Raw genomic sequence first — 21,053 nt, 5'->3', positions numbered from 1 at the left:
CCCCGTGCCGATCCCCGCCCCCGAGGAGACCCGATGACCACCGCCGCCGACACCGTAACCGCCGCATCCGGCACCGCCTCCGCCGACTACATGGGCTTCGTCGGGGTGACCACCGCCTCGTCGTCGATCATGAAGGTCTTCCCGCTCTGGGCCGACATCCTCGGCCTGCCGACCCGCACCCTGGTCGGGCACGACCTACCGATGGATGCCGACGCCGCGCAGTATCGCGCGATGGTCGAGCAGATCCGCGATGACCCCCACCACCGCGGGGCCCTGGTGACCACGCACAAGATGAACGTGTACGCCGCCGCCTCCGACCTGTTCGACGAGCTCGACCCGTTCGCCGTGTCGTGCTCCGAGATCTCCAGCATCTCCAAACGGGGACGGGTGCTGTCGGGGAGGGCCAAGGACCCGATCACGGTCGATCTCGCGCTCAACGACTTCCTGCCCGCCGACCACTTCACCCGCACGGGGGCTGCGGTCGTGATCCTCGGGGCCGGGGGCTCGGGCACCGCTCTCAGCTGGGCCCTCGCCGAACGCGCCGACGCCCCGTCGAGGATCACCGTGACCGCCCGCACGCAGGACAAGCTCGACCACCTGCGCGAGGTGCACCGTCAGCACGGCACCCGCGAGGGGCTGATCGAGTACGTCGTCACCGAGACGCCGGAAGAAGCCGACGCCCTCGTCGCGGCCGCGCCCGCCGGCTCCGTGATCGCCAATGCGACGGGACTCGGGAAGGATCGCCCCGGTTCTCCTCTGACCGACGCGGTGGTGTTCCCCGATGGCGCCTACGCGTGGGAGTTCAACTACCGCGGCTCGCTCGAGTTCCTCCACCAGGCCGAAGCGCAAGCCACGGTGCGCGACCTGCACGTGGTCGACGGCTGGCGCTATTTCATCCACGGCTGGTCGCAGGTCGTCGCCGACGTGTTCGAACTCGATCTCACACCCGAGACCGTCGAGCGACTCGCCGAGGCCGCGGAGTCGGTGCGCTGATGTCCGCCGTCGTCCGCACCGTGCTCGGGGACATCGCGCCGGCACTGCTCGGGCGCGTGGACTATCACGAGCACCTGTTCCAGGTGTCGCCGCTGCTCCCGGGCGACGAGCTCGACGATGAGAAGGCCTCGGGCGAAGAGGCGGCTCTGCTGCAGGCGAGCGGATTCGAGGCGATGGTGGATGCCACCCCCTTCGGTATCGGCCGCGACGCCTCGGCCCTGGCGCGGATCAGTGCGTCGACCGGACTGCACATCGTCGCGACGACCGGCCGGCACCGCGAAGCCCACTACGGTGCAGACCATCCGATGCAGGTGTGGACAGCAGACCGTCTGGCCGCCCTCTTCATCGCCGACATCACCCGCGGCATGCCCGCCGCCGACCCGGACCTCTTCGAGACCCCCGAGGTACCCCTCGCGACAGCGCCCGACGGCGACCCCGTTCGCGCTGGGATACTCAAGGGCGGCGCCGACTACTGGCGCATCAGCCCGTTCGAGCGCACCACGCTGATCGCCGTGGCCGAGGCGCACCGCGCGACGGGGGCTCCGGTCATGGTGCACCTGGAGTTCGGCACAGCGGCTCACGAGGTGCTCGACCTGCTCGGGGCCGAGGGGGTCCCGGCCGACCGCGTCGTGCTCGCACACGCCGACCGCGACCCGGATCCCGGCCTGCACGTCTCCCTCGCGGAACGCGGAGCCCACCTCGGCTACGACGGCTTCGCACGACCCCGCACCCGCTCCGACGCCGAGCTGCTCGCCCTGACGGTCGCTGTCGTGGAGCGCGGCGCCGGGGACAGGATCGTGCTCGGTGGCGACGTGGCTCGCCGCACGCGGTACATCGCCTACGGCGGCATGCCGGGACTCGCCTACCTCAGCGAGCGCTACCTCCCCCGCCTGCGCGACGCGATCGGCGACGAGAACGTGCACCGGATGCTCGCGACCACACCGGCCCGACTGCTGACGCTCTCCACCTGAACTTGAGCATGGGCCGGAACAAGAGCATGCACATGGGCATCCACATCCGCATCCGACAGCCCCGAGGAGACACCGTGTCAGAGCCGACCGTCCTGCACGCCACCTTCACCGCACGGCCAGGCACCGGGGACATGGTGGCCACCCTGCTGCGTGCGTTCGCCGAGGTCGTGCGCGCCGAGGAGGGCAACCTCGTCTTCGACGCGTCCCGGCTCATCGACGACCCCGATCGCTTCTTCGTGTACGAGGTCTACCGCGATGAGGCGGCCTTCCACGCCCATCTCTCCGCCCCCGCCGGTGTCCCCTTCAACGCCGCCCTGCAGGAGCTCATCGTCGAGCCTTCGTCGCAGCTCACCCTCCTCCGTCGGATCTGACCACCCGAACGCGGCTTCCACGCCGCACACGCACCCACCCGGAAACGAAGAAGCCCCCCACCCGAAGGTGAGGGGCTTCTTCAGCGTCGCAGTGTCACTCGTAGAGCACGGCCGCGATCTTGGAGTCGTCGATGTTGCTCTTGTCGTACCAGTACGAACCGGTGTCGTAGAACTTCTCGACGGTCTTGCCGTTTGCGGCGTCGTACGCGGCCTGCACGACCTGCGCACCGATGCCGATCGGGTCCTGCGTGATGGCGCCGGCCATGGTGCCGTCCTTGATGGCGTTGATCTGCGCCGCGCCGGAGTCGAACCCGACGATCGTGATCTTGCCCTTGTCGAGGCCCAGCTCGTTGACGGCGTTCACGACACCGATGGCGGAGCCCTCGTTGGTGCCGTAGATGCCCTTGAGGTCGGGGTGGGCGGCGATCAGGGTCTTGGCGATGTCGGCCGACTTCAGGTGGTCTCCGTCGCCGTACTGGATGTCGACGATCTTGATGTCGGGGTAGTCCGCCTCGATCTTGTCGACGAAACCGTCGCGACGCTCGACACCGGTCGAGTTGATCTGCGAGTGGCCGACGATGGCGACCTCGCCCTCGCCACCGATCAGGTCGGCCATGTGCTCGGCGGCGAGCGCACCGGCGACCTTGCTGTCGGTGGCCGACAGGCTGAGTCCGACGTCACCGTTGCAGGGAGCGTCGAAGTAGACGACGGGGATGTCCTTCGCCTTGGCCTGCTCGAGCGGGGCGACGCACGCCTCGGGGTCGAGGGCGGCGTAGGCGATGGCGTCGGGGTTCTTGTCGATCGCGGCGGTCAGCATCTCGAGCTGCTGCGCGATCTCCGTCTCGGCGGCAGGACCCTCGAACGTGATCTTCACGCCGAGCTCCTTCGCCTTGTCCTCCGCTCCCTTCTTGACGGCCTGCCAGAACTGGTGCTGGAAGCCCTTCGAGACCATGGCGATGTACATCTCGCCGTCGTTGCTGCCTCCGCTGCTCGAGCCCTCGTCGATCACGTCGCCGCCACCGCCGGCACAGCCGGCGAACACCAGTGCGGATGCGGCCACCAGGGCCACGAGTGCGGTCTTCTTCCCGAATTTCATGAAAACTCCATTGTTTGGGTACGACTCGGTTTGTTCTGTGTGGATGCCGGACGAGCCGGCGCTGTGGACATTCCAGGTGCCTGTGCGGATGTCTCCGCGGGGTGTCGGCCGGGGCCGGAGGACGACGGCGGGCACGGGTTTTCGCCGCCGCCCAGGTCTCAGGTGCGCTGTCGGTTGCGCAGCGAGTCGAGGAACACCGCGAGCAGCACGACCACGCCGACGACGATGTTCTGCCACTCGGGCTGGATCGACATGATGCGCAGGCCGTTCACCAGCACGCTCATGATGAGCGCTCCGATCACGGTGCCGAGGATGGATCCGCGTCCGCCCAGCAGCGAGGTTCCGCCGATGATGACCGCGGCGATCGCCTGCAGCTCGTATCCGGTGCCGATCTGCGGCTGCGCCGAGTCGAGCCTCGAGGCGATGACGATGCCCGCGACTCCCGTGAAGGCGCCGGCGAACATGTAGATCAGGATCGTCCAGCGACGGGTGTTGACGCCGGAGAGGCGCGTGGCCTCCTCGTTCGAGCCGATCGCGAACGTGTACCGTCCCAGCAGCGTCTTCGACAGCACCAGGTACGCGATGATCGCGAGGACAGCCGTCACCAGCACGGCATTCGGGATTCCGGGGATGATCACGCCGAGGGCGATCTTCTTGAAATCGGGAGCCGAGGTGGAGAAGTAGATCGGCGCGACGTTCGAGATGACGAGGGCGAGGCCGCCGGCGATCATCATCATCGCGAGGGTGGCGATGAACGGAGGCAGTCGCAGGAACGTGATGTTCACACCGTTCACGAGCCCCATCAGCACACCGGTCGCGATGCCGCCGATCACACCGACCCACACCGGAAGCCCCATGTTGGTGATGAGCACGCCGGTCATCACGGCGCACAGCGCCATGCCGGTGCCGATCGACAGGTCGATGCCGCCGGTGATGATGACGAAGGTGGTGCCGAGGGCGAGGATGCCGATGACCGCCGTCGACAGCAGCACGGTGGCGATGTTGCTGAAGGTGAAGAAGTTCGGGCTGGCGATCGAGAAGAAGATGATCAGCACGATGAGCGTGCCGAACGCCAGCGACTGCTGGAACTGACGCTTCAGGAACGCGCCGATGTCCCTCTTGTCCGTGTTCTCGTTCACGGCGGTCTGGATGATCGTCGTCGTCGACGATCCGGACTGCTGCGGGCTGCTCATCAGTCTTCCTCCCCGTGGGCTGCGAGTTGCATGATCTTCTCCTGGCTTGCTTCCTCGTTGCGGAGCGTCCCGGTGATGCGACCGTTGGCGAAGACCGCGATGCGGTTCGCCACGCGGAGGATCTCCGGGAGCTCGGATGAGATGACGATGATGGATTTGCCTGCATCAGCGAGCTGCTGCATGAGGCGGTAGATCTCCTCCTTCGCGCCGACGTCGATGCCTCGCGTCGGTTCGTCGAAGATGAGGATGTCGCAGTCGCGCATCAGCCACCGGGCGATGACGACCTTCTGCTGGTTGCCTCCCGAGAGGAGCTTGACCACCTGGTTGACCGAGGGGGTCTTCACCCGCAGCTGCTGCACGTACTCCTTGGTGCGGTTCTTGGCCTTGCTGTCGCCCATCCAGCCGATCGCGTTGGCGTAGGAGCCGAGCGAGGCCAGCACGGTGTTGAACGTCACGTCCTGCTCGAGCATCAGCCCGAGGAGTTTGCGGTCCTCGGAGAGGTATCCGACGCCGTGCTGCACGGCGTCTGCCGGTTGGGCGATCTTCACCGCGCGACCGTCGATCGCGATGGTGCCGCCGTCGCGGTGGTCGGCGCCGATCACGGCTCTCGCCGTCTCGGTGCGTCCTGCGCCCATGAGTCCGGCGAAGCCGAGGATCTCGCCCTTGTGCAGCTGGAAGGACACGTCTTTCAGCAGGCCCTTGGTCGACAGTCCCTGCACATCGAGGACGATCGGGTCGTTCGTGTGCTCGCGTGCCTGAGGGCGCGTCCCCTCGTCGATCACGCGTCCGACCATCATCTCGATGATCGTCGGGATGGTGATCTCGGATCGGTCGAGTGATCCGATGTATGTGCCGTCGCGGAGGACGGTCACTCGATCGGCCAGCCGACGCAGCTCGTCCATGCGGTGCGAGATGTAGACGATCCCGGTGCCACGCGCCTTGAGCTGCTCGATCAGCACGAACAGCGTCTCGACCTCGGTGTCGGTGAGGGCCGAGGTGGGCTCGTCCATGATGAGCACCTTGGCGTTGAACGACAGGGCCTTGGCGATCTCGACCATCTGCTGCTCGGCCACGGTGAGCTCACCGACGAGCTGCCGCGGGTTCAGGTGGATGTCGAGACGCTGGAGCAGGTCCGCGGTCTGCGCGTTGAGCTTGCGCTCCGACAGGAACGGGCCCGTGGTCGGCTCACGCCCTACGTAGATGTTCTGCGCCACGGTGAGATCGGGCATCAGGTTGAGCTCCTGATGGATGATCGTGATGCCGAGCTCCTGCGCCTGGAGGGGGCTGGTGAGTTCGACCTCCTGACCCTCGAACGTGATGGTCCCCTCGTCCTTGGTGTAGATCCCCGAGAGGATCTTCATCAGCGTCGACTTTCCCGCGCCGTTCTCACCCACGAGCACGAGCACCTCGCCGGCGTGCACCTCGAGGTGCACATCCTTCAGCGCCTGCACGCCGGGGAATCCTTTGCTGATCCCCTCGACCCGGAGGATGGGTCCACTCATGCGCTCACCTGCTTCCTTGAAGGTCTGCTCCGACGACAACGGGTCATTCCGTCGTAAACATCGGATCAATTCTGCGTCCTGCACCCGGGTCAGTGCAAGTTGTATCTAAATGTATCTAACGGCGGCTGGCTTGGGAAGACCTGTAATGACATCTTGATCATTCTGTTCCCGCACCAGCCCGGACCGCCTCAGTGCAGGCGGATCGACTCGACCGCGACGAGCTTGTCCCGGATGTACGCGTTCGCGTGGGCACCGAGCTCGACGTTGTCGTTCCACAGGTTCCGCCAGATGCCGAGCATGCGGCTGAGGTCGGGAGCGACGACCGCCGAGGAGAACGACTCGAACACGATCGGGCCGTCGTATCCGACGCGGCCGAGCGCCTTGAAGAACGTGTCGAAGTCGACGGTGCCGGTGCCCAGGTATCCGCGGTGGCTCTCGCCGATGTGCACGTAGCGCAGAGCGGGAGCGGCATCGAGCACGGGCGCGAACATATCCGACTCCTCGATGTTCATGTGGTACGTGTCGATGTGGATCCCGAGGTTCGGCCGGTCGACCTCGGCCACGTACGCCAGCGCCTGCCGCGCGGTGTTGAGCACGTTCGTCTCGTAGCGGTTCACGACCTCGAGCGATACCGACACCCCGCGCTCGGCGGCATGGTCGGCGACGCGAGCGATCACGGCTCGGCTGCTCGCGAGGCCCTCAGGGGTCGCCGGTTCCATGTACTTCTTCATGGCGCTGTAGATCACACCGCAGAAGTGCTGCCCGCCGAGATCCGCGAGCACGTCGACGGCCTTGATCAGAAGGGCCTCGCCGGCCGCGACGACGGCGGGGTCGGAGCTCGTGACATCGGTCGCCTCGGACAGACCGAGCGATGCGCTGACAGCGAGGTCGCATTCCTCCAGAGCGTCCTTCGCGACGGAGACATCGAACGAGAACGGGTCCATCAGCGGGAACTCGATGAGGTCGAAGCCCGCCTCCTTGGTCTTGCGCACAGCCAGACGGATGCCGTCGGCATCGAAGTCCCCCGTCCAGACGAGTCCGTGGCAGCCGATGTTCATGAGACCTCTCCCAGCGGGTGTGCGGCACCATCGCCGTTCCCGACTTGGCACGTTGCAAGTCGGCGTGCGAGTCACGCTACGTCGACCGCCGCAGCGGTGTCAAGAACTTTCTTGGCACGTTGCAACTCCTCCGATATCCTGATGCCGCCGACACGGTCAGACACCTCGACCGACGCGGCTCGACGAAGGAGCCCTATGCCCGCGAGCGTCAAGGACGTCGCCGCTCTCGCCGGAGTCTCCTCCTCCACCGTCTCGAACTACCTCAACCACCCGCATGTGCTCGGTGCCGCGAGCCGGGAACGGGTGCGGGCGGCGATCGAACAGCTCGGGTTCGTGCCCAACGAGTCGGCTCGGCAGTTGCGCGCGGGGTCGAGCAAGGCACTCGCGCTGATCCTCCTCGACGCCTGGCTGCCGTACTTCCACGACCTCTCGCGCGGGGTCGAGGACGTGGCGCGCGAGGGCGGGTGGTCGCTGTTCTTCAGCAACAGCGACCGCGACGAGACACAGGAGCGACGCAACCTCGACATGTTCGAGGCGCACCGGGTGCAGGGCATCGTCATCTACCCGCTCGGCGACGTGGTGCCGCGTCTGGAAGCACTCGCGGAACGCGGCATCCGCTCCGTCGTGGTGGGGCCGATCCCCGACAGCACGAAGGTCGCGTCCGTGCTGTTCGACGACCGTGCCGGCGGTCGCCTCGCGGGCGAGCACCTCGTCGAGCTCGGGCGACGACGCATCCTGTTCCTCGGCAACCCGGCGGTGAGCCAGTCGAACGATCGTCTCGCCGGACTCCGTGAGGCCGTCGCCGGCACCCGGGCGACTGTGGCGACGGTCGAGGTGCCGCATCTGGCGACGGAGGACGGGCTGGAGGCAGGCGCGAGGATCATCGCCCTGCCGGCGGCGGAGCGGCCCGACGCCGTGTTCGCCGCGAACGACATGGTGGCTCTCGGCGTGCTCACCCAGCTGCTGCGCCACGGCATCCGCGTGCCGGAGGAGATCGCGCTCATCGGGTTCGACGACGTCGCCCAGGCGCATCAGGGCGTGGTGCCGCTCACGAGCGTGCGTCAGCCCGGCTATGAGATCGGCCGCGCCGCCGGTGCCGCGCTCCTGCAGCAGCTCGCCGACCCCACAGCTCCACCGCCGGCGACCACGCCGTTCCCCGCGGAGCTCATCGTGCGCGACTCCACCCGAGGCCGGACCGGTTCCTGACGCAGGAGAGTCGGTGCCGCCAGCGCTGACGACGCACCGGAGCGCCGGAGTTCCGCGCATGCTTCCTGCGTCGCGAACGGCGATCAGGCGGGGATGAGGCCTTCGGCGGCCAGGTTCTGCCACAGCGACGCCGGGATGTCGAGGGCGGCGTACTCCGCGTTCTGCTGCAGCTGCGCCGGGCGACTCCCGCCCACCACGACCGAGCGCACGACGTCGGACTGCAGCGGGAACTGGATCGCGGCGGCGGGCAGTGGCACGTCGTGATCCGCACACACCGCGGCGATGCGCACCAGCCGATCCCACAGCTCGTCGGGGAGCTGTCCATACTCGTACCGCCCGTCCCGTCGCGGCTCGTTCGCGGCGAGGAGTCCGGAGTTGAACACCGACGCCGCGACGATCCCCGTCCCGGTCTCCCGGCACGCGGGCAGCACGTCGACGGCGGCGGGCTGCTCCAGCAGCGTGTATCGGCCGGCCACCATCACGAGGTCGAGGTCGGCCGAGCGCACGGACGCTGCCAGAGCCTCCGTGACCATCGAGCCGATGCCGATCGCGGTCACCTCACCGTCCGCGCGCAGCTGCTCCAGGGCAGGAAGGGCTTCGGCGAGCGCGAGGTCGAGGTCGTGCCGCTCCGGGTCGTGCAGATAGAGCAGGTCGATGCGCTCGATGCCGAGACGTTCGCGGGACTCCTCCAGGCTCGTCCGGATGCCGTCCGCCGAGAAGTCCCACACGCGCTGGAGGTCGTCCGGCACGTGGAAGTCGTTCGCGGTGTCGAGGCCGCCGGCGTGGTCGGGGTTCGGGCGCAGCAGCCGGCCGACCTTGGTCGAGAGCACGTACTCGTCTCGCGGCTTGGTCTGCAGGAAGGCACCCAGGCGACGCTCGGAGAGCCCGAGGCCGTAGTGCGGAGCAGTGTCGTAGAAGCGGATGCCGCTCTCCCACGCCGCGTCCAGCACCGCCCACGCATCGTCGTCGGACAGCTCACGGAAGAGGTTGCCGACGTTCGCGGCGCCGTAGCCGAGAGTCGGGACGGTCAGACGGTCAGGCACGATCCCGCTGTCAGACGCCGACATGTGCGCCCGTCCAGGTGTACTCGGCGATGCTCCCGGCCTTCATCTCCATGCCCGTGCCCGGCGCGGTGGGAGCCATGTACGAGCCGCCCTGGATGTCGGTCGGTACGACGAAGTGCTCGTGCAGGTGGTCGACGAACTCGATCATCCGGCCCTCGCGCGTGCCGGTGACGGCGATGAAGTCGAACATCGACAGGTGCTGCACGGCCTCGCACAGGCCGACACCGCCGGCATGCGGGCAGACCGGCACCCCGAACTTGGCGGCGAGCAGCAGGTTGGCGATGTTCTCGTTCACTCCGGCCACCCGCACGGCGTCGATCTGCATGACCGAGATGGCGTCGGCCTGCAGGAGCTGCTTGAAGATGACGCGGTTCTGCGCGTGCTCACCGGTGGCGACGCGGATGGGCGCGACGCCGCGGGCGATCTCGGCGTGACCCAGCACGTCATCGGGGCTCGTGGGCTCCTCGATCCAGGCGGGGTGGAACTCGGCGAGCGCGTTCACCCACTCGATCGCCTCGGACACCTCCCAGCGCTGGTTCGCGTCGATCGCGATGGGGAAGTCCGGGCCGCACACCTCGCGCGCCTTGCGGAAGCGGCGGATGTCGTCGTCGAGGTCGGCACCGACCTTGAGCTTGATCTGCGTGAAGCCGTCGGCCATGGCCTCGCGGGCGAGGCGTTCGAGCTTCTCATCGGAGTAGCCGAGCCACCCGGGGCTGGTCGTGTAACCCGGGTAGCCGGTGGCGAGCAGCTGCTGCTCCCGCTCGGCCCGACCGGGCTCTGCGGCGCGCAGGATCTCCAGCGCCTCCTCGCGGGTGAGGGCGTTGGTGAGGTACCGGAAGTCGACGAGGTCGACGAGCTCCTCCGGCGTCATCCGGGCGAGCAGCTGCCAGAGCGGCAGACCGGCGCGCTTGGCCTTGATGTCCCACAGCGCGTTGACGACCGCGCCGATGGCCATGTGCATGACACCCTTCTCCGGCCCCAGCCAGCGCAGCTGCGAATCGCCGATGATGTCCCGGAAGGTGCCACCCATGTCGTCGAGCAGCGGCTCGATCTCACGTCCGACCAGGTGTCCGGCGAGCGCATCGATCGCGGCGACCTGCACATCGTTGCCGCGGCCGATCGTGAAGACGAAGGCGTGCCCCTCGATGTCGTCGCCGGCGTCGGTGCGCACGATGACGTAGGCGGCCGAGTAGTCGGGGTCGGGGTTCATCGCATCCGACCCGTCCAGGCTCAGAGACGTGGGGAAGCGGATGTCGGTGGTGTCGAGGGCGACGATACGGCTCACGGGATTCCTCTCCATGCACGGGTGATTTCTCCGTGCGGATCTCTTGGAGTGTAAACATCCGATGTCTATACTGTCAACGAGACCGGCCGCCTCGTCGCGGCCTCCCGACCGATCAGGAGAAACATGAAGTTCGCGCGGCTCGGCACCCCCGGGAATGAGATCCCCGTCCTCGTGGAGGGCGACCGATACCTCGACCTCCGTCCCGTAACATCCGATGTGGACGGAGCCTTCCTCGAGAGCGACTTCGTCGCCCGCGTCACCGCCGCCCGCGATGCCGGAGAGCTCCCCGAGCTCGCGGACGCCGCCTCCCTGCGCATCGGCGCCCCGATCGCGCGGCCCAGCGCCGTGATCTGCATCGGCATGAACTACGCAGCCCACGCGGCGGAGTCCGGCTCCGAACCGCCCACCATCCCGATCCTGTTCCTCAAGACGCCGAACACGGTGGTCGGCCCGAACGACGCCGTGACCATCCCCCGCGGCAGCGAGAAGACCGACTGGGAGGTCGAGCTCGGCATCGTGATCGGCACGCGCACCGCGTACCTCGACAGCCCGGAGGAGTCGATGGCGCACGTCGCCGGCTTCGTCGCCGCGAACGACGTGTCGGAGCGCGACTTCCAGATGGCGGTCTCCGGCGGGCAGTGGTCGAAGGGCAAGATCGCCGCCGGCTTCAACCCGACCGGCCCGTGGCTGGTCACCCCCGACGAGGTCGACCACCAGGCGCTCGGCCTCCGCAGCTTCGTGAACGGCGAGCCGCGCCAGGACTCGAACACGAGCGACATGATCTTCACGGTCGAGCACATCGTGCACCACCTGTCGCAGTACGTGACGCTCGAGCCCGGCGACCTGATCCTCACCGGCACCCCGCAGGGCGTCGCGCTCTCGGGCAAGTACCCCTACCTGGCCGCGGGCGACGTGGTCGAGATCGAGATCGACGGCCTCGGTCGTCAGCGACAGGAGTTCGTGGCATGGGAGGCCCAGAAGTGAGCGCATTGAACGGACTGGTGGCGATCGTCACCGGTGGAGCATCCGGCATCGGGGCGGCCATCGCCCAGCGCCTGCACGCCGATGGAGCGACGATCGCGGTGCTCGACCGCGACACCTCCGCCGCCGACCCCGCTTTCGCCGCCTTCACGGCCGACGTCTCCGACCGCGCGAGCGTCGACGCAGCGGTGAGCGCCGTGGCCGAGAAGTTCGGACGCATCGACATCGTCGTGAACAACGCCGGGATCGGTGCGCAGGGAGACATCGCCGCGAACGACGACGACGAGTGGGCACGGGTGCTCTCGGTCAACGTGACCGGCATCGCCCGCGTCACGTCCGCCGCCCTTCCCTGGCTGCGGAAGTCGCCGGCGGCCGCGGTCTGCAACACGGCATCGATCGCCTCGACCACCGGCCTGCCGCAGCGCGCGCTCTACAGCGCATCGAAGGGTGCCGTCTCCGCCCTCACCCGTGCGATGGCGGCCGATCACCTGCGCGAAGGCATCCGTGTGAACGCGGTCAATCCCGGCACCGCCGACACCCCGTGGGTCGGGCGACTTCTCGACTCGGCCACAGACCCCGCCGCAGAGCGCGCGGCCCTCGAAGCGCGCCAGCCGCACGGACGCCTGGTCAGCCCCGACGAGGTAGCCGCCGCGGTCGCCTATCTCGTGAGCCCCGCGGCCGGCTCGACCACCGGAACCTTCATCGAGGTCGACGGCGGCATGGCCCAGCTGCGCCTGCGCGCGGAGCAGCCTCCCCCGCTTTCGAATCGCGCACCTGGTTCCATCCGCACCTCGGATCGGACCAGTTGCGCGATTCGAAAGTCTCAGGCCGAGGTGTCGACCCCGTAGAACTGCTCGGCGTTACGCCAGAACAGGGCGTCCAGATCGTGACCGCGCGACTCAGCCCATGCCATGACGACCTCAGCCCCGCGCGAGCGCGCGGTGGGCTGGTACGCCGCCTCCTCGCCCTCGGGGGCGTGCACACCGTCTGACTCGGCCGGGCCGATCGCCGACACCGGCCAGTCGCTCCCCCACATCAGACGCTCGACGCCGAAGGCATCGGCGGCCACGTCGAGGAACGGCACGATCTGCTCCGCGGTCCAGTCTCCGCCCGCCTCCGCCTGCAGGCCGGAGAGTTTGCAGAACGTGTTCGGGTGGCGCGCCACCTCGGTCAGGTCGCGCACCCATTCCACCGACGGCGCCAGCGGCGCGGCGCCCGTGCCCACAGCCGGCTTGCCGAGGTGGTCGAGCACGATCCGCAGCTCGGGGACGGCAGCGGCGAGGCGCGCGACCTCTGGCAGCTGTTCGGCGCGGACGCAAGCGTCGAAGGTCAGCTCGCGCGCAGCCAGCTCTCGCGCGCCGGTCACGAAGTCCGCCGAGACGGCCAGTCCGTCCGGGCCGCCTTGCAGGAGATGACGCACTCCCACGACGAGAGGTTCGGCGGCGAGGCCGTCCAGATGCACGACCGTGTCGGTGCCCCGATCCATGCGGATGCCCGCCACGATCCCGACGACACCCGCGGCCGGGGCGAGTTCCGCGACCCAGCGCACCTCGTCGAAGAAGTCGTCTTCGACGGTCTCCGCCTGTACGAAGATCGACCGCTCGGTCTCCGCACGCGCCACACGGGCACGCTCCAGCTCCGCCCCGGCGAAACGTCCTGAGAGCGGCCCGTCGAGCCACGTGTAGGTCAGGGCCTCCGGATCCCAGAGGTGCAGATGTGAATCGAGAACACGCATGGCTCCCATCCTGCCGGAGACATCCGATCAATCGCTAGGATGACGCCATGGCAGTCACCGACGAGGCGATCGAGAAGATCAAGGCGATGATCGTGGCGGGCGAACTCTCCCCCGGCGATCGGCTTCCCCCGGAGAAGGAGCTGTCCGAGCGACTGGGTCTCTCGCGGAACTCGATGCGAGAGGCGGTCAAGGCACTCGAGGTCATCCGAGTGCTCGACGTGCGACGCGGCGACGGCACCTATGTGACGAGCCTCGAACCGCATCTGCTGCTGGAGGCGATCTCGTTCGTCGTCGACATGCACGACGACGATTCGATGCTCGAGATCTTCGCGGTGCGGCGGATGCTGGAGTCGCAGGCGACGGGTCTGGCGGCCACGCTCGGCACGGAGGAGCAGATCTCCGAGCTGCGGGGCGAAGTCGACTCGGTCGATGCGGCCGTGACGATCGAGGCCCTCGTCGACCACGACATCCGCTTCCACCGCGAGATCGTCGCGATGTCCGGCAACGCATACCTCGCAAGCCTGATCGAGCACCTGAGCAGTCAGACCGTGCGCGCGCGCGTCTGGCGCGGCCTCACCGAGGGAGGCGCGGTCGAGCGCACCCTGTCGGAGCACCGGGCCATCGCCGACGCGATCGCGCAGCACGACTCCGCCCTCGCGACCTCGCTCGCCACGGCGCACATCGCCGGCGTCGAGCGCTGGCTGCGTCAGGCCGCGGCGAACTGATCCGCTCCGGAGCGTCGCTCAGGCGCCGAGGCGCACCATCGCGGCGTCGAACTCCGTCGCCGAGCTGTCGCTCACCTCGTGGAAGAGCACCTGGTCGAGCACGTCGGGCGCGGCGGTGAAGTACGGCACTCCGGCCAGACGCAGCCCGGTGATGTCGTCTGCCGACCGCAGCGAGGCGGCGAGCACGTTCGAGCCGCTGCCCGCGCACACCTCCTGCATCCGGGCGATCGTGTGATCGCCGTCGAGGCCGGCATCGCGCATCCGGCCGAGGTAGGGAGCGATGTACTGCGCCCCGATCGACGCGCACGCGAGGGCCTGTGCGACCGAGTACACCGCGGTGACGAGCACGGTCGCGCCGTCGCGCACCAGGGCCGATGCCGCGGCGAATCCGGCAGCGGTCGCGGGGACCTTCACGGCTACGCGGTCACCCAGCGCGCGGATGCCCTCGGCATTGCGCAGGAACGAGTCCGTGTCGCCTCCCCACGTCTGGAAGAAGATCTCGCGCGCGCCCTCCGCCGCCCAGCGGGCGTAGAGCTCGGGGATGTCGGCTGCGGTGCGACCGCCGCGCTCGAGGATGGTCGGGTTCGTGGTGACGCCGTGCACCACGCCGGCGGCGAGCAGGCGGGAGACTCGGTCGACGTCGGCGCTGTCGACGTACAGGCGTGGCGCGATCGGGTTCATCGGGGTCTCCTCGCGGACAATCTGTCGTTACAGGTGCGGATTCGGCTAATGTAATGACGGCCACCGCGGTCTGTCAAAGCGTCGGCTGTGCCTGCCGTCGAAGAAGATCAGGAGCGAGATGACCCCCGCACACCCCCACGATCGCACCGGCGTCGTGATCGTCGGAAGCGTCACGGCCGACGTCACCACCTTCTCCGGCCGCCTCCCCGCCAGGGGCGAGACGATCCTCGGCGACGAGTTCACCCTCATGCTGGGTGGCAAGGGCGCAAACCAGGCCGTCGCCGCCGGACGCTCCGGGGCGCGGACGAGCTTCGTCGGCTGCGTCGGAGACGACCTCTTCCACGATCTCGTCGTCGACGGGCTGACGTCCGCCGGGGTCGACCTGGCACACCTCCGCACGGTCCCCGGCCCGACCGGTGTGGCGCACATCCGCGTCGACTCCTCAGCGCAGAACGACATCGTGATGGTGCCGCTGGCCAACGCCGCCCTGAGTGCCGCGCAGATCGACGAGGCGCTCGCGGCTCTCGCCCCCACGACCTCGGTGCTGCTCACGCAGCTTGAGACGCCCTCCGCACTCACCGCGCACATCACCGCACGGGGGCGCGAACACGGCATGACGGTCATCCTGGATCCCGCCCCTGCCGCCGAGCTCGATGCCGAGATCTGGCGGAGCATCGACATCGTCACCCCCAACGAGACCGAGGCGACGCTGATCAGCGGCATCGAGGTGATGGATGCGGAATCCGCCGAGCGCGCGGGCCGATGGTTCCTCGATCAAGGGGTCGGCGCCGCTGTCATCACACTCGCGGGTCAGGGGTCGTGCGTCGTGACGGCGGACGGCGCCGCCGTGATCCCGCCGTTCCCGGTCGACGCGGTCGACACGACCGCAGCGGGAGACGCCTACGCGGGCTATCTCGGTGCAGCGCTCGCCAACGGGAGCAGCCTGGAGGACGCCGTGCGTCTGGCCACGGCAGCCGGCGCGCTCACGGTCACGAAACAGGGGGCATCGCCGAGCCTTCCCCACCGCGCGGAGGTCGAGGCGTTCCTGGCCGAGCGCACCGCCGCATCCGTCGCGAGCTGAAATCAGCGATCTCAGCATCCGGAGAACCGAGGAGACACATGCGCAAGACCGACACCACGATCAACCCCGCGCTCTCGCGGGTGATCAGCGAGACAGGGCACACCGACCTGATCGTCGTCACCGACGCCGGCCTGCCCATCCCTCCCGGCTCCGAGCGCATCGACCTGGCGTATCGCCCGGGAGCTCCGGCCTTCCTCGACGTGCTCGACACCGTGCTCGCCGAGCTGGTGGTCGAGGGCGTTACCGTCTCGGCCGAAGTGGCGGAGCAGAGCCCCGAGGTGCTCCAGGCCCTGCGGGAGCGGTTCTCCGGGGAGGACTTCGAGATCGAGCTCATCCCGCACGTCGACTTCAAGAAGCTCAGCCAGGGCGCGCGTGCCTTCGTGCGCTCCGGCGAGTTCACCCCGTACGCGAACGTGATCCTGCACGCGGGGGTGGCGTACTGATGGCCATCGTCGACGACGCGATCGATCGCCATTCCGCCGCGCCGATGTACGACCAGCTGCGCCAGCTGATCATCGACGGCATCGCCCGTGACGGCCTGCAGCCCGGCGATCCGCTCCCCGGCGAACACCGTCTGTGCGAGCGCTACGGCATCTCGCGCACCGTGGTGCGTCAAGCGCTCGCCCAGCTCGAACACGAGGGCCTGGTCGAGCGCGTGAAGGGCAAGGGCACCTTCGTCTCCCGGCCCCGCACGAGCGAGAGCCTGGTGCACACCCTCGTCGGCCTGTACGACGACGTCGAGCGCCGCGGTGGGCACGTGCACAGCGATGTGCTGCGGCACGAGCGGACGACCGCCGACGAGGAGGTCGCGCTCGCTTTGGAGGTGCCCGTCGGCTCCCCCGTCGTCGTCCTGGAGCGTCTGCGCTACGTCGACGGCGAGCCGTGGTCGCTCTCGACGACCTGGATGCCCGACGCCGTGGGATCCGTGACGCTCGGGGCCGACCTGACCGAGGCGTCGCTGTACCGGCTGCTCGCCGACAACGACATCGTCGCGACGCACGGCGTGCGCTCCGCGGAGGCGACCGTGGCCACGCACGAGCAGGCGCAGCATCTGGGTGTCAGCGCCGGCTCGGCCCTGCTGCGTCTGCGCAGCATCAGCCGCAGTGCCGACGGCGCGCCGATCGAGTACTTCATCGCGTATCACCGCGGCGACCGGTCGCGCTTCGAGTTCCAGCTGCGGCAGGAGCAGTCGCAGGCCTCGCTGCTGCATGTCGACGGCGATGGCGGCGCCTCTCCCGCCGGAACGGTCGGCTGACGGCCCGGTAGTCTCGAGGGCATGAGCGACTGGACCAGCACCGCGATCGCCCTGCTGGAAGCCGACGCCAACCGCAGCGCCGACACGCACCTGCACCTGTTCCCGCTGCCGCCCGAATGGGGCATCGACCTGTACCTCAAGGACGAGTCGGTGCACCCGACGGGATCCCTCAAGCACCGCCTCGCGCGGTCGCTCATCCTCTACGGGCTGGTGAACGGACGCATCCGCGAAGACACCACGCTCGTGGAATCGTCGAGTGGTTCGACCGCGGTCTCCGAGGCGTACTTCGCCCGGATGCTGGGCCTGACCTTCATCACGGTCGTGCCGCGTTCGACGGTGCAGGAGAAGATCGACCTCATCGAGTTCTACGGCGGCACCTGCCACTTCGTCGACCGCGCGGAGGACATGTCGCCCGAGGCGCAGCGCCTCGCATCGGACTGCACCGGCCACTACCTCGACCAGTTCACATTCGCGGAGCGCGCGACCGACTGGCGCGGCAACAACAACATCGCCGAGAGCGTGTTCAGCCAGCTCTCGCAGGAGCGGCATCCCATCCCCACCTGGATCGTCACGGGTGCGGGAACGGGAGGAACCAGCGCCACGTTCGGCCGCTACGTGAAGTACCGGATGCACGACACCAAGGTCGCGGTCGTCGACCCCGAGGGCTCGGCCTTCTATGACGGCTGGGCCGGCACGGTGGACCCGCCGACCGGTCGCCCGAGCCGCATCGAGGGGATCGGCCGTCCGCGCGTCGAGGCGTCGTTCGTGCCCACCGTGATCGACGAGATGATCCAGGTCCCCGATGCAGGGTCCATCGCCGCCATCCGCCTGCTGCGCGAACGCACCCTGCACTGGGCGGGCGGGTCGACGGGCACGAACCTCTACGGCGCGTTCCAGCTCATCGCGCGGATGCGAGCCGCGGGCCAGACCGGCAGCGTCGTGACCCTGATCTGCGACAGCGGAGTCCGCTACGCCAACACCTACTACTCCGACGAGTGGGTCGCGGCTCAAGGGTGGGACCTCGCCCCGCACCGCGCCCTTCTGGAGCGGTTCCTGGAGTCCGGCGTCTGGGACGAGTGAAGGCTGCGGGCTACGCTGGCCGCATGACTACTCTGATCCTCACCGTCGCGGGTGCAGACCGTCCTGGCCTCGTGGCCGCCGTCGCCGATGTCGTCGACGCGCACGGCGGCAACTGGGAGAACAGCTCGCTGGCCGAGCTCGCCGGCACGTTCGCCGGAGTGATCGAGGTCTCGGTCGCCGACGACAAGGAGGCCGAGTTGACGAGCGCCCTGCGCGGTCTGCAGGGGCAGGGGCTACTCACCCTCGCCGTGCTCACCGGGAGCCCGGACGCAGCTGCCGCCGATGATCGGGTGCTGGAGATCCAGGTGCTCGGCAACGACCGCCCCGGCATCGTACGCGAGGTCTCCGGGGTGCTGAACGCCCACGCCCTGAGCATCGAGGAGCTCGCCACCGAGACGCGCGATGCTGCGATGGCGGGCGGGCGCCTGTTCGAGGCGTCGGTCACCGCGAAGGTCCCGGCCGACGTCGACCTCGATGCCCTGCGCACCGACCTCGAGCGCATCGCCGCCGAGATCCAGGTCGACATCACCCTCGGCTGAGGTCTCCCCGCCCCTCCCCGCCGGCCCCGAGACCCACGGTCACCGCCGAGACCCACGGTGAAAGCTGCCGCTGAGCGTGGGTCTGGGCGACAACGATGGGTTTCGACGGTGGGTGTCAGGGAGCCCGTCAGAGCCCGGAGTACTTCCGCACCCAGTACTCCGTGTACGCCACGTGCGCGGAGGCCGCAGCACTCGCAGCAACCGGATCCGCCGCGGCCAGGCCGCGCAGGATCGCACGGTGCCCGGCATCGGAATGTATCTTGAGCTCGGCCGCATCCTCGGGGTCGGAGATGCGATACGCCCGGGAGCGCGAGCGGAGCACGTCGATCAGGCTGGTGAGCGCCTCGTTTCCTGCAACCCCGGAGATCGCCATGTGGAACTCGTGGTCGAGCCGTGACTGCGCCTCGAAGTCGGTGGTCGCCTCGATCTCGTCGAGCACGCGGTCGAGCGACTCCACCGTCTCGTCGTCGATGCGCGCGGCGGCGAGCGCGGCGGCGTGCGGTTCGAGCACACGACGCAGCTCGGTGAGTTCGAGCACTCCTGCCATCGGCAGCAGCCCGACGGTGAGAGACAGGCTCCCGATGAGGTCGGCGGCGCGCAGCTCGCTGACGTAACTGCCCGATCCGTGCCGTGTCTCGAGCACCCCGAGGGCGGCGAGGGTGCGGATCGCCTCGCGCAGGGATCCGCGCGAGACACCGAGGGTCTCGCAGAGCTCCCCCTCGCTGGGAAGGCGGTCGCCCGGCCGCAGCGCACCGTCCGCGATCAGGGCCCGCAACCCGTGCAGCGCTGTGTCGAGTGCGCTCATCGTCGTCCTCCAGACAGTCCGCCGCTCTTCGTGAAGTCTGTCGGAAGCTCTCGCTTCGACAAACTCGTATGACAAGTATGTTTCACAACCAGAGTTTTGTAGCGGAATTGGCAGCCCTGTGGCAAAGTTGTGCAACAACTCGCCCGAACTCACCGATGAGGACCGATGCCCGCACCGCTGTTCCCCGCACCGCTCACGCTGACCTCCGGCATGCGAGCGAGCGACGCCTGGCCCCTCGACCCGTCCGTGGTCCACCTGAACCACGGGTCTTTCGGGGCGGTCCCGTCGGTGGTCGTCGCCCACCAGGACGCCCTGCGCCGCCGCGCCGACCTCAGCCCTGTCGAGTGGTTCCCGCGCATCGCGGAGCGCGTACAGGAGGCCCGCGAGAGGACGGCCCCGTTCGTCGGAGCGCGCGCAGAGGACAGCGTGTTCGTCCCCAACGCCTCCGCCGCGGCCACCGTCGTCTTCAACGCCCTGCAGCTCGACGACGGCGACGAGATCCTCGTGACCGACCAGGGCTACGGCGCCATCACCATGGGCGCGGAGCGCCTCGCCCGACGCTTCGGCGCCTCCGTCCGCACGGTAGCCCTGCCTCTGCTGGCCGATGACGATGAGATCGTGCAGCTCTTCGCCGACGAGCTCACCCCGCGCACCCGACTGCTCGTCGTCGACCAGATCACCTCGCCGACCGCTCGCCTCCTGCCCACCCGTCGCATCGCGGACATGGCAGCCGAACACGGCGTGCGCACGCTCGTCGACGGCGCTCACGCCCCCGGTCTGGTCCCCGACGCGGCCGCTGTCGCCGGCGGGGACTGGTGGTTCGGCAACATGCACAAGTGGCCCTGCGCACCGCGCGGCTCTGCCCTGCTGGTCACGACGGCGCCCGACCGCGACGAGCTCTGGCCGCTGATCGACTCCTGGGCCGCGCGCGAGCCGTACCCCTCCCGCTTCGACACCCAGGGCACGATCGACGCCACGACCTACCTGGCCACCCCGACCGCGATCGACTTCATCGAGAACGAGTTCGGATGGGCCGCGGCTCGCACGGCGATGGCGGAGATCGCCGACGCCGGAGCCGAGCTGATCGCCGAGGCCCTGCGTCCGTACAGCGACGAGGACCCCCTCACTCCGCTCCCCTCCCCCGTACCGTCGATGCGCCTCGTGCGCCTCCCGCTCGGCCTGGGCGCGACGAGAGAGGAAGCCGACGCGCTCCGGATGGACCTGCTCGACGAGGTCGGTGTCGAGACGGCGTTCACGAGCTTCCGCGGCGTCGGCTACTTCCGGCTGTCCGCACACCTCTACAACGAGGAATCCGACTACGAGGCCTTCGTCGAACGCTGCATCCCGCAGATCCTCCGTCGCGCCGGCATCCACTCCGCCGACTCCCTCGTCCTTCCCTGACCGACCCCGTCCATCCACCCGACCGCACCAC

Annotated in this window: 22 protein-coding genes; 13 read left to right on the top strand and 9 right to left on the bottom strand. The window is 68.7% G+C overall.

Annotated features, from left to right (window positions below; all coding sequences use genetic code 11):
- Positions 1-33 precede the first annotated feature (33 nt).
- The 3 genes from RN51_RS00215 to RN51_RS00205 all read left to right on the top strand — a co-directional run bounded on the left by RN51_RS00215 (position 34) and on the right by RN51_RS00205 (position 2,335).
- Positions 34-993, top strand: a complete 960-nt coding sequence (locus RN51_RS00215) for a shikimate dehydrogenase family protein (protein WP_082066164.1) — start codon at positions 34-36, stop codon at positions 991-993.
- Entirely contained in the window at positions 993-1,964 is a 972-nt protein-coding gene (locus RN51_RS00210) for a phosphotriesterase family protein (RefSeq protein WP_045262034.1), read from the top strand. Before RN51_RS00215 ends, RN51_RS00210 begins: the two co-directional genes overlap by 1 nt.
- Positions 1,965-2,038: 74 nt before the next feature.
- Entirely contained in the window at positions 2,039-2,335 is a 297-nt protein-coding gene (locus RN51_RS00205) for a putative quinol monooxygenase (protein WP_231579162.1), read from the top strand.
- A gap of 94 nt (positions 2,336-2,429) precedes the next feature.
- Here RN51_RS00205 and RN51_RS00200 read toward each other — a convergent pair whose 3' ends face one another.
- The 4 genes from RN51_RS00200 to RN51_RS00185 form a co-directional block, all read right to left on the bottom strand.
- Positions 2,430-3,431, bottom strand: a complete 1,002-nt coding sequence (locus tag RN51_RS00200; protein ID WP_045262033.1) for an ABC transporter substrate-binding protein — start codon at positions 3,429-3,431, stop codon at positions 2,430-2,432.
- A gap of 158 nt (positions 3,432-3,589) precedes the next feature.
- The gene (locus RN51_RS00195) at positions 3,590-4,624 is read right to left on the bottom strand and encodes an ABC transporter permease (protein ID WP_197073145.1); all 1,035 of its coding nucleotides are present in this window, start codon (positions 4,622-4,624) and stop codon (positions 3,590-3,592) included.
- On the bottom strand, positions 4,624-6,126 hold the full coding sequence (locus tag RN51_RS00190) for a sugar ABC transporter ATP-binding protein (protein ID WP_045262037.1): 1,503 nt from the start codon (positions 6,124-6,126) through the stop codon (positions 4,624-4,626). The genes RN51_RS00195 and RN51_RS00190 overlap by 1 nt, the downstream gene beginning before the upstream one ends.
- Before the next feature lie 188 nt (positions 6,127-6,314).
- Positions 6,315-7,184 (bottom strand): sugar phosphate isomerase/epimerase family protein, encoded by an 870-nt coding sequence (locus RN51_RS00185; protein ID WP_045262032.1) that lies wholly within the window; start codon positions 7,182-7,184, stop codon positions 6,315-6,317.
- Positions 7,185-7,379: 195 nt separating this feature from the next.
- Here RN51_RS00185 and RN51_RS00180 point away from each other — a divergent pair, with 195 nt between their 5' ends.
- On the top strand, positions 7,380-8,390 hold the full coding sequence (locus RN51_RS00180; RefSeq protein WP_045262031.1) for a LacI family DNA-binding transcriptional regulator: 1,011 nt from the start codon (positions 7,380-7,382) through the stop codon (positions 8,388-8,390).
- 83 nt (positions 8,391-8,473) lie between these two features.
- Here RN51_RS00180 and RN51_RS00175 read toward each other — a convergent pair whose 3' ends face one another.
- Both RN51_RS00175 and RN51_RS00170 read right to left on the bottom strand, forming a co-directional pair.
- On the bottom strand, positions 8,474-9,457 hold the full coding sequence (locus RN51_RS00175; protein WP_045262030.1) for an aldo/keto reductase: 984 nt from the start codon (positions 9,455-9,457) through the stop codon (positions 8,474-8,476).
- Entirely contained in the window at positions 9,444-10,739 is a 1,296-nt protein-coding gene (locus RN51_RS00170; protein ID WP_045262029.1) for an L-fuconate dehydratase, read from the bottom strand. Before RN51_RS00170 ends, RN51_RS00175 begins: the two co-directional genes overlap by 14 nt.
- Before the next feature lie 123 nt (positions 10,740-10,862).
- On the opposite strand from RN51_RS00170, the gene RN51_RS00165 reads away from it, so the two are divergent.
- Both RN51_RS00165 and RN51_RS00160 read left to right on the top strand, forming a co-directional pair.
- Positions 10,863-11,723: a fumarylacetoacetate hydrolase family protein gene (locus tag RN51_RS00165; protein ID WP_045262028.1), complete on the top strand. Its 861-nt coding sequence runs from the start codon at positions 10,863-10,865 to the stop codon at positions 11,721-11,723.
- A complete protein-coding gene (locus tag RN51_RS00160) occupies positions 11,705-12,568 on the top strand; it encodes an SDR family NAD(P)-dependent oxidoreductase (protein ID WP_231579161.1) in 864 nt (287 codons plus the stop codon). Before RN51_RS00165 ends, RN51_RS00160 begins: the two co-directional genes overlap by 19 nt.
- On the opposite strand, the gene RN51_RS00155 is transcribed toward RN51_RS00160, so the two are convergent.
- Entirely contained in the window at positions 12,544-13,455 is a 912-nt protein-coding gene (locus RN51_RS00155; protein ID WP_045262027.1) for an amidohydrolase family protein, read from the bottom strand. The genes RN51_RS00160 and RN51_RS00155 overlap by 25 nt on opposite strands.
- Before the next feature lie 47 nt (positions 13,456-13,502).
- Between RN51_RS00155 and RN51_RS00150 the strand changes: the two genes are divergently transcribed.
- On the top strand, positions 13,503-14,180 hold the full coding sequence (locus tag RN51_RS00150) for a FadR/GntR family transcriptional regulator (RefSeq protein ID WP_045262026.1): 678 nt from the start codon (positions 13,503-13,505) through the stop codon (positions 14,178-14,180).
- 18 nt (positions 14,181-14,198) lie between these two features.
- Here the strand turns inward: RN51_RS00150 and RN51_RS00145 are convergent, their stop codons facing one another.
- Positions 14,199-14,861: a transaldolase family protein gene (locus tag RN51_RS00145; protein WP_052674513.1), complete on the bottom strand. Its 663-nt coding sequence runs from the start codon at positions 14,859-14,861 to the stop codon at positions 14,199-14,201.
- 118 nt (positions 14,862-14,979) lie between these two features.
- Between RN51_RS00145 and RN51_RS00140 the strand changes: the two genes are divergently transcribed.
- The 5 genes from RN51_RS00140 to RN51_RS00120 are packed head-to-tail and all read left to right on the top strand — an operon-like array spanning position 14,980 to position 18,816.
- The gene (locus RN51_RS00140) at positions 14,980-15,942 is read left to right on the top strand and encodes a ribokinase (protein ID WP_045262025.1); all 963 of its coding nucleotides are present in this window, start codon (positions 14,980-14,982) and stop codon (positions 15,940-15,942) included.
- A 38-nt stretch (positions 15,943-15,980) separates the two neighbouring features.
- A complete protein-coding gene (gene rbsD / locus RN51_RS00135; RefSeq protein ID WP_045262024.1) occupies positions 15,981-16,385 on the top strand; it encodes a D-ribose pyranase in 405 nt (134 codons plus the stop codon).
- Complete coding sequence (locus RN51_RS00130; protein WP_045262023.1) at positions 16,385-17,197, top strand: GntR family transcriptional regulator; 813 nt, start codon at positions 16,385-16,387, stop codon at positions 17,195-17,197. The genes rbsD and RN51_RS00130 overlap by 1 nt, the downstream gene beginning before the upstream one ends.
- A gap of 21 nt (positions 17,198-17,218) precedes the next feature.
- Positions 17,219-18,277 carry a PLP-dependent cysteine synthase family protein gene (locus tag RN51_RS00125; protein ID WP_045262022.1) on the top strand — a complete coding sequence of 353 codons (1,059 nt, stop codon included), beginning with the start codon at positions 17,219-17,221 and terminating at the stop codon, positions 18,275-18,277.
- Between the two features lie 23 nt (positions 18,278-18,300).
- Positions 18,301-18,816: a glycine cleavage system protein R gene (locus tag RN51_RS00120; RefSeq protein WP_045262021.1), complete on the top strand. Its 516-nt coding sequence runs from the start codon at positions 18,301-18,303 to the stop codon at positions 18,814-18,816.
- 127 nt (positions 18,817-18,943) lie between these two features.
- Here the strand turns inward: RN51_RS00120 and RN51_RS00115 are convergent, their stop codons facing one another.
- Entirely contained in the window at positions 18,944-19,621 is a 678-nt protein-coding gene (locus RN51_RS00115; protein WP_045262020.1) for a FadR/GntR family transcriptional regulator, read from the bottom strand.
- Positions 19,622-19,786: 165 nt separating this feature from the next.
- Here RN51_RS00115 and RN51_RS00110 point away from each other — a divergent pair, with 165 nt between their 5' ends.
- Positions 19,787-21,022: an aminotransferase class V-fold PLP-dependent enzyme gene (locus tag RN51_RS00110; protein ID WP_045262019.1), complete on the top strand. Its 1,236-nt coding sequence runs from the start codon at positions 19,787-19,789 to the stop codon at positions 21,020-21,022.
- Positions 21,023-21,053: the final 31 nt, after the last annotated feature.

The organism is Microbacterium oxydans, from assembly GCF_000956405.1.
In the GTDB taxonomy this organism is placed as follows: Bacteria; Actinomycetota; Actinomycetes; order Actinomycetales; family Microbacteriaceae; genus Microbacterium; species Microbacterium oxydans_C.
The sequence above is the reverse complement of the archived record's forward strand: the minus strand, read 5'-3'. Positions and strand labels throughout refer to the sequence as shown.